We start from the raw sequence: 7,314 nt of genomic DNA, 5'->3' as shown, positions 1-7,314 counted from the left end.
CGGCCGCCACGTGCGGGCGCTCAGTTCCGGCGCGGCGGCTGCTGGGCCGGGGTGGCGCCACCCTGCCCCGGCGGCCGCTGCTGCGCGCCGGCCTGCGGCGCCTCGTCCGGCATCTGGCCCTCCGCCGGCAGGTTCACCGTCCGCAGCACGCGGTTCATCTGCGCCGAGACCTCGTCGGTCATGTCGAAGCCGGCCTCGTTGTAGATCACCAGCGGGCGCGGCAGGACGACGTTGATGCCGCGGCTGGAGGCGACCTGCCGGATCACCGCGCCCAGTGCCTGCTCGATCTGCTGCAGCCCGAACTGCGCCGCGGCGTCGATCGCGCGGGAGCGGTCGCGGAAGATGCGCTGCGCGTCGGTGATGCGGTCCTGCAGTTCGCGCTCGCGCAGGCGGACCGTCTCCGGCGGCAAGGTGGCGCGGCCGGCGGCGAGCGCCTGCTGCTCCTCCCGCCAGCGGCCTTGCTCGCGCTGCAGATCGTCATTCAGCCGGGCACGGCGGCGCTCGATCTCCTCGCGGACCTGATTGAACGCGGCCGAGAGGCGCTGGACCTCGGGGATGTCGACGATGCCGATGACCGCCGCAGGCGGCCGCTGGCCGGCCGGGCGCTGTTGTGCCTGGCCCTGCGCGGGGCGCTGCTGTTGCTGCTGCGCCTGGGCGGGAGGCTGGCCCTGGCGCTGCTGACCCGGAACGAACCATTCCTGGCCCTGCTGCTGGGCCGAGGCCGGGGCAACCCAGGCAGGCGCGGCAAGAAGCAGGAGACCAGGCAGAAGATGGCGCAGGCGCATCGCGTATGGATTCCCGGAAATGCTCAGAAGCGCGTGCCGAAGCCGAACCGGACGGTCTGCGTCTGGTCGTAAGGCTCCTTCACCAGCGCCTGGGCGATGTCGATATTGATCAGCCCGACCGGTGTCCGCCAGGACACGCCGACGCCCGCGCCGACGCGCACCAGCGGGCTGTCCACCACGCCAGGCCCGGTGATCGGCGTATTGGTCAGAGAGCCGACATCCACGAAGGCGCGGCCGAGCAGGCCGATCTCGGAGGGCAGCGGCAGCGGGAAGCGCAACTCGGAGGTCTGGGTCCAGATCACGCGGCCGCCGAGCGGGTCCTGTGTGGAGCTGGCGAGGTCGCGCGGGCCGGCGCCGGCCAGCGCGAAGCCGCGCAGGTTGTCGCCGCCCAGGAAGAAGCGGTCGATGATGCGCTCGTCGTTGCCGCCCCAGGGCTCGAGGATGCCGCCGCCCGCCGTCAGGACGAAGACGAAGTCCGGGTCGCCGAACACCCGCTCCAGCGGGAAGTAGACCGCCGTGTCGGCCCGCAGGCGGATGTAGTTCACGTCGCCGCCGAGGCCGGCGAAGTCGCCGCCGATGCGCACGATGTAGCCCGAGCGCGGCTCGATGCGGCTGTCGCGCATGTCGTAGGCCAGGGTCGTGCCGACCTGCGAGAGCAGCGTCTCGCCGGCCTGCTCCTGGACGAAGAGGCTCGCGCCGGGCTGGATGTCGAAGACGTTGCGGTTCACGAGGCTGTAGGCCCAGGACTGGCGCATCCGCTCGTTGAACTCGTAGCCGGAACGCAGCACCAGGCCGTAGCGCCGCTCGGAGTACGACGCGATCTCCTGCAGGTTGCGCTCGATGTAGAAGATGTCGATGCCGGCGGCGAGGTTGCGGTCCAGGAACTGCGGGTCGGTCACCGAGAAGTCGAGCTGCTGCCGCCGCTCCGCGATCAGCGTCTGCAGCCGCGCATCGATGCCGGTGCCGAGGAAGTTGCGCTCCCGGATGCCGAAATCGGCCAGGAAGCCCGCATCCGTCGAGAAGCCGCCGCCCAGCGAGACCTCGCCCGTCGGGCGTTCCTGCACCGTGGTGTTCAGCACGACGCGGTCGGGCCTGGAGCCCGGTGTCGGCTGGATCTCCACATTGCCGAAATAGCCGAGGTCGCGGATCCGCTGGCGGGACCGGCGCACCTGCGCGGCATTCAGCGGATCGGTCTCGGCCAGGCGGAACTCGCGGCGGATCACGCGGTCGGCGGTGCGGGTGTTGCCGGAGATGTCGATGCGCTCGACGAAGGCGCGGGTGCCCTCGACGATCTCGAAAGTCACGTCCACCGTGCGCGCGTCGCGGTTGCGGGCGATACGCGGGCGGACCTCCACGAAGGGCACGCCGGACAGGCCGACCGCATCGGTCATCGCCTCGACGGCGCGCTCCACCGCCTCGCCGTCGTACCAGTCGCCTTCGGAGAAGGTCAGCACGCGCCGAGCGCGGGCCGTGTCCACGCCGCGCAACTGGCTCGTCACGTCGACCCGGCCGACGCGGTACCGCGGCCCCTCCTGGATCGTGTAGGTCACGAAGAAACCGCTGCGGTCGGGCGCGAGCTCCGCCGTGGCGCTGGGCACCTGCACGTCGGCATAGCCGGAGCGCAGGTAGTAGCGGCGCAGGAGCTCGCGGTCGAAGGCCAGGCGTTCCGGGTCGTAGATGTCGGACGTGGACAGGAGGCGGTACCAGGCCTGCTCGCGGGTCGCGACCACGTCGCGCAGCCGCGAGTCGGAATAGGCGGTGTTGCCGACGAAGTTGATGCGGCTGACCAGCGCCGCCGGCCCCTCGCTGATCTCGAACACCACGTCGACGCGGTTCTGGTCGAGCTGGATGACCTTCGGTTCGACCGTCGCGCCGAAGCGACCGCGCCGCGCATACGTGTCCAGGATGCGCTGGCGGTCCACCTGCGCCTGCTGCGGCGTGAAGACGGCGCGCGGCCGGAGCGCCACCTCGGTCCGCAGGACGTCGTCGGACAGCTTGCTGTTGCCCTCGAAGGCGACGCGGTTGACGATCGGGTTCTCGGCCACGACCACGCGGACCCGGTCGCCGACGCGGGACACGGTGACGTCGCGGAACAGGCCGGTTGCGAACAGCGTGCGTAGCGACCGATCGAGACGGTCTGCATCGAACGGATCGCCCGGTTGCACCAGCATGTAGGATCGGATCGTATCCGCCTCGATCCGCTGGTTCCCCTCCACGTCGATGGCGCGCACGATCCCCGAAGCGGACGCCGGGGCCGGCGCAGCGGCACGCGGACGCTGCTGCGCCTCCGCTGGGAGGCTCATGGCAATCGGGATCAGGGCGCTCGCGGCGAGCAGCAGGAGCCGGATGGCAGCCAAAGCGGACTTCCCTGGGGCGTGATGAGCGCCCTTCTCCTAGCCGAACCGCCCCTCGCCCGCCACCCCGCGCCAAGCGCAACCTGCGTTTCGGCAGGTTTCGCGCGGGTCGGGGCGCCGCGACTCGGGCCGCACGTCCGGCCGAACTCGTGCCCGGGCCGGCGATCCTAGCCGAACAGGCCGGCGGCCCAGCGCACCACGCCAAGATTCGTGAGGTCGTTCCAGGTGGCGAAGACGAACAGCGTGATCAGCAGCGCGAATCCGGCGCGGAAGCCGATCTCCTGCGCGCGCGGCGGCAGCGGGCGGCCGCGCACCGCCTCCGCCGCGTAGAACAGCAGGTGCCCGCCATCCAGGATCGGAATGGGAAAGAGGTTGATCAGCGCGAGGTTGACCGAGAGCACGGCCATGAAGCTGATCAGGCTGGGCAGCCCGAGCGCCGCCGCATCGCCGGCGATCTTGCCGATGCCGAGCGGCCCGCCGAGATCCTCGGTGCCGCGGCTGCCGGTGATCATCTGTCCCACCGCCGCCAGCGTCTGCCAGCTGACATCAGCGGTCTGCACCACCCCCGCCCAGATCGCGGAGAACGGATCCAGCCGCTCGAACTCGGCCGGGCCCGCGCCCACGCCGAGCACGCCGACCGGCCGGTCCGCGCTGCCGCGCGCATCCGGCACGGCGGCGAAGGTGCGCTCCGCCCCGTCGCGCAGCACGGTGACCTGCACTGTCTGCCCGGCACGCGGCTGGATGTGGCGCTGCACCTCCTCGAAGCGGGTGATCGCATTGCCGTCCAGCGCCACGATGCGGTCGCCCGGCAGCAGGCCGGCTCGCGCCGCGGCCGAGTTCTCCGCCACCGTGCCGACGCCCGCGGTGGTGCGCGGCTCGCCCACCGTCGCGAAGAGCAGGCCGAACAGCAGAGCGGCCAGCGCGAAATTGGCGATGGGCCCGGCGGCGACGACGATGGCGCGGTCACGCACCGGCTTGTCATGGAAGGTCTCGCCGACGCGCCAAGTGGCCTGTACCTCAGGCGGGGCGTCCTGCGGCGTCTCCTGCCCGTGCAGCTTCACGTAGCCGCCGAGCGGAATCCAGCCGATGCGCCACTGCGTGCCGCGGCGGTCCTCCCAGCTGGCCAGCGGGCGGCCGAAGCCGACAGCGAAGCGCTCCACATGCACGCCCCGCCAGCGCGCGGCCAGGTAGTGGCCGAGCTCATGGATGAAGACCAGCACGCCGAGCACGACGACGAAGGCCAGGACGGTGCGGATCGGGTCGGGCAGGAAGTCCAAGGTGCTCTCCGCTCGCCGCGGCGCGGCGGTTTCAGGACGCCGCGGCGCGGCGCGTTCGTAACGTCGGTGGCCGGCGCTGTCACACGGTGGCGGCACGCGCCTCGGCCTGCCGCGCGGCCTCGGCCCGGGCGGCGGCGTCGAGCGCCACGATCGCCTCCAGCCCATCCGGCCGCTGGCCGGGAAGGCGCGACAGCGTCTCCTCGACCACCGCCGCGATGTCGAGGAAGCCGAGGCGCCGATCCAGGAACAGCGCCACGGCCGCCTCGTTCGCGGCATTCAATATGGTTGGGGCCCCGCCCCCCGCCATCAAGGCCTCGCGCGCGAGGCGCAGAGCCGGAAAGCGCACGGGATCCGGCGCATGGAAATCCAGCCGCGCCAGGGCGGCGAGGTCCAGGCGCGGGATCTCCGCCGTCATCCGGGCCGGCCAGGCCAGCGCGTGGGCGATCGGCGTGCGCATGTCGGGGCTGCCGAGCTGGGCCAGGATCGAGCCGTCGGTGTACTGCACCATGCCGTGCACGGCGGATTGGGGATGCACCAGCACCTCGATCCGCTCCGGCGGCAGGGCGAACAGGTGGGCGGCCTCGATCACCTCCAGGCCCTTGTTCATCATGGTCGCCGAATCGATGCTGATCTTGGCGCCCATCGACCAGGTCGGGTGCTTCAGCGCCTGTTCCGGCGTCACCTGCGCCATCCGCTCCAGCGTCCAGTCGCGGAACGGCCCGCCGGAGGCGGTGAGCACGATCTTCTCGATGCCGCGGGCCTCGGCGCCGGCCATGCACTGGAAGACGGCGTTGTGCTCGGAATCGACCGGCAGCAGCGTGGCGCCGCCCTGCCGCGCGGCGGCCAGCACCAGATCGGCGGCGCAGACAAGGCTCTCCTTGTTGGCCAGCGCCAGCGTGCCGCCGCGGCACAGTGCGGCCAGCGTGGACCGCAGACCGGCGGCGCCGACGATCGCGGCCATGGTCCAGTCCGCCGGCCGCGCCGCGGCCTGCACCACCGCATCGGGCCCGGCCGCAAGCTCGATACCCTGCCCGCCGAGCGCCGCCTTCAGCGCGGCATAGGCGCCCGGATCGGCTACCGCGGCGAAGCGGGCGCGGAAGCGCTGCGCCTGGGCTGCCAGCGTGGCGACGTCGCGATTGGCGACCAGCGCCTCGATCCGAAAGGCGCCGGGCTCCGCCGCTTCCATCAGCGCCATGGTGGATCGCCCGATGGAGCCGGTGCTGCCCAGGATGGAGATGCTGCGCGCCATGCTCAGCCCCAGGCCCACAGCACGCGGCCGTAGCCAAGCTGGAAGGACAGCAGCGCGGCGACCGGCGCGGCCGCCAGCACGCCGTCCAGCCGGTCGAGCAGGCCGCCATGGCCGGGAATGAGGTGGGAGCTGTCCTTCACGTGGAAATGCCGCTTGATCGCGCTTTCGAGCAGGTCACCAGCCTGTGAGGCTACGCCGAGCAGGGCGGCCACGGCTACCACCGCCAGCAACGAGGCCGCGGGCGTGAAGGCCAGCGCGGCCGCCAGGCCGACAAGGATGGCCGCGGCAAGCCCGCCGACCGCGCCCGACCAGGTCTTGTTGGGCGACACCGCCGGCCACAGCTTCGGCCCGCCCAGCATCCGCCCGGCCAGGTAGGCCCCGATGTCCGAGGCCCAGACCACCAGGAACAGGAACAGCACGTTGGCCCGCCCGGCCTCCGTGTCGTGGCGCAGCTCGATCAGGGCGATGCCGGCCAGCCCGATGTAGAGCACGCCGAGCGCAAGCCGCAGCGCCGGCTGGGTCAGCGTCGCCGCCATGCTGCGCGCGAACCACCAGGCGACGAGGAACCCGCAGGCCAGCACGAACAGCGCCAGGCGGACATTGTCCTGCACGGCGGCCACGCCGGCCGCGAGGACCGCGAGCGGCACCGCCATGCCCGGCAGCACCCGGACCCGGCGGCCGCACATGTGAACCCATTCCCAGGCGAGGAGCGCGGTCGCCAGCGCCATCATCCCGGTGAAGGCCTCGGCGCCGAGCCAGATGCAGGCGACCGCGGCGGGGCCCAGCACCATGGCCGACAGCGCGCGCTTGCGCAGGTCGCCCCAGCGCTTCGCCCGCGCCGCCGCCGCGGAGGCCGCCTCGGGGGCGGCATCGGGGATTGCGGGGCCGGTCACGGCGACGCGGATCGACAGGTCCGGCGCGACACGGGCCTAGGCGGCGCGGGCGCCGAAGCGGCGCTCGCGGCGGGCGAACTCGCCGATCGCCTGCTGCATGTGCTGGGCGTCGAAGTCGGGCCAGAGCACGTCCTGGAAGACGAACTCGGCATAGGCCGCCTGCCACAGCAGGAAGTTCGAGATCCGCTGCTCGCCGGAGGTGCGGATGATGAGGTCCGGGTCGGGCATGCCCGCGGTGCCCAGGAAGCCACCGAACATCGCCTCGTCCACCGAGTCGGGGTCGAGCGTGCCGGCGGCGACGCGACGGGCGATCTCGCGCGCCGCCGCGGCGATCTCCGCCCGCCCCCCGTAGGACAGCGCGACGTTCAGGTTCAGCCGCGTGCCGCCCGCTGTGGCGGCCTCGGCATTGGCGATCGCGCGAACCGTATCCGGCCCGAAGCGCTCGCGCTCGCCGATGATGCGCAGGCGCACGCCCTCCTTGACCAGCCGCGCGACCTCGGTGGCGAGGTAGTGGCGCATCAGGCCGGTCAGGTCGCGGACCTCGTCGGCCGGCCGGCGCCAGTTCTCCGAGGAGAAGGCGAACAGCGTCAGCCAGCCCACCCCGGCCTGGCCGGCGGCCTCCACCGCGCGCCGCGCCGCCTCGGCGCCGGCCTTGTGCCCCATCACGCGCGGCAGGCCGCGGGCCGCAGCCCAGCGGCCGTTGCCGTCCATGATGATGCCGACATGCCGCGGCACGGCACCGGCCGGCAGGGCCGG

7 protein-coding genes are annotated in these 7,314 nt (G+C 72.6%); 1 reads left to right on the top strand and 6 read right to left on the bottom strand.

Going from position 1 to position 7,314, the window contains the following annotated elements; translation table 11 throughout:
• Window positions 1-20: 20 nt before the first annotated feature.
• Window positions 21-557, bottom strand: coding sequence for an OmpH family outer membrane protein (locus tag OZN99_RS21410; protein WP_270937281.1), 537 nt, complete (start codon window positions 555-557; stop codon window positions 21-23).
• On the opposite strand from OZN99_RS21410, the gene OZN99_RS21405 reads away from it, so the two are divergent.
• Window positions 459-857, top strand: coding sequence for a hypothetical protein (locus OZN99_RS21405; RefSeq protein WP_270937282.1), 399 nt, complete (start codon window positions 459-461; stop codon window positions 855-857). The genes OZN99_RS21410 and OZN99_RS21405 overlap by 99 nt on opposite strands.
• Here the strand turns inward: OZN99_RS21405 and bamA are convergent.
• From bamA to OZN99_RS21380, 5 genes are all read right to left on the bottom strand, one after another.
• Window positions 809-3,088, bottom strand: coding sequence for an outer membrane protein assembly factor BamA (gene bamA / locus OZN99_RS21400; protein ID WP_270937279.1), 2,280 nt, complete (start codon window positions 3,086-3,088; stop codon window positions 809-811). The genes OZN99_RS21405 and bamA overlap by 49 nt on opposite strands.
• 218 nt (window positions 3,089-3,306) lie before the next feature.
• A complete protein-coding gene (rseP, locus tag OZN99_RS21395) occupies window positions 3,307-4,416 on the bottom strand; it encodes an RIP metalloprotease RseP (protein ID WP_270937278.1) in 1,110 nt (369 codons plus the stop codon).
• Between the two features lie 79 nt (window positions 4,417-4,495).
• Window positions 4,496-5,665, bottom strand: a complete 1,170-nt coding sequence (locus OZN99_RS21390) for a 1-deoxy-D-xylulose-5-phosphate reductoisomerase (protein ID WP_270937277.1) — start codon at window positions 5,663-5,665, stop codon at window positions 4,496-4,498.
• A 2-nt stretch (window positions 5,666-5,667) separates the two neighbouring features.
• On the bottom strand, window positions 5,668-6,558 hold the full coding sequence (locus OZN99_RS21385; RefSeq protein WP_270937276.1) for a phosphatidate cytidylyltransferase: 891 nt from the start codon (window positions 6,556-6,558) through the stop codon (window positions 5,668-5,670).
• A gap of 36 nt (window positions 6,559-6,594) precedes the next feature.
• A partial coding sequence (locus tag OZN99_RS21380; RefSeq protein WP_456299893.1) for an isoprenyl transferase occupies window positions 6,595-7,314 on the bottom strand: 720 nt, incomplete at its 5' end.

The organism is Falsiroseomonas oryzae (assembly GCF_027856955.1).
In the GTDB taxonomy this organism is placed as follows: Bacteria; Pseudomonadota; Alphaproteobacteria; order Acetobacterales; family Acetobacteraceae; genus Falsiroseomonas; species Falsiroseomonas oryzae.
Note: the sequence above shows the minus strand (reverse complement) of the source record. Positions and strands in the feature narration are given on the sequence as shown.

Excerpts from the sequence above, each read along its gene's own strand:
- bamA (WP_270937279.1), bottom strand. The coding sequence starts at position 3,088 with ATGAGCCTCCCAGCGGAGGCGCAGCAGCGTCCGCGTGCCGCTGCGCCG.
- OZN99_RS21390 (WP_270937277.1), bottom strand. The coding sequence starts at position 5,665 with ATGGCGCGCAGCATCTCCATCCTGGGCAGCACCGGCTCCATCGGGCGA.